The organism is Oleiphilus sp. HI0128 (assembly GCF_001635365.1).
This window is the reverse complement of the sequence record NZ_LWGG01000361.1, coordinates 1-418: the sequence shown is the minus strand read 5'-3', so window position 1 is coordinate 418 and position 418 is coordinate 1. Positions and strand designations below refer to the sequence as shown.

The window sequence follows — 418 nt, the reverse complement described above, 5'->3', positions numbered from 1 at the left end:
TCAAGTTCATACAATAGCTCCTGAGTGCGGCCGATACTGAACGCAGGAATCAAGACCACACCTCTGTCTTGAACAGCACTCTCGATCACTGCCTTAAGTCGCTGCCGACGAGAGCGTCGATCTTCATGATTCTTATCGCCATAAGTGCTTTCAATCACCAAGGTATCACATGCTTCAGGAGGCTTCGGCGCGGCTAACAAAGGAGAGTGAGGAGCGCCTAAATCACCCGAAAAGATAAACGTATGCGCGTCCTTCCCCTGGTTTACACAGCACTCAACATAAGCAGAGCCAAGAATATGACCTGCTGGCTGTAAGCAAATATCTAAACCTTCAAAGACTGAATACAAATCACCATATTTGAGCGGCACAATACGCTGCTTAAGCACCGACATAAATTGTCGGATCATCTGTTTATTAC

Annotated in this window: 1 pseudogene; it reads right to left on the bottom strand. The window is 46.7% G+C overall.

The annotated features are described in order from the left end of the window. Positions 1–418, bottom strand: a pseudogene (locus tag A3763_RS28115) (MBL fold metallo-hydrolase); the annotation flags it as partial.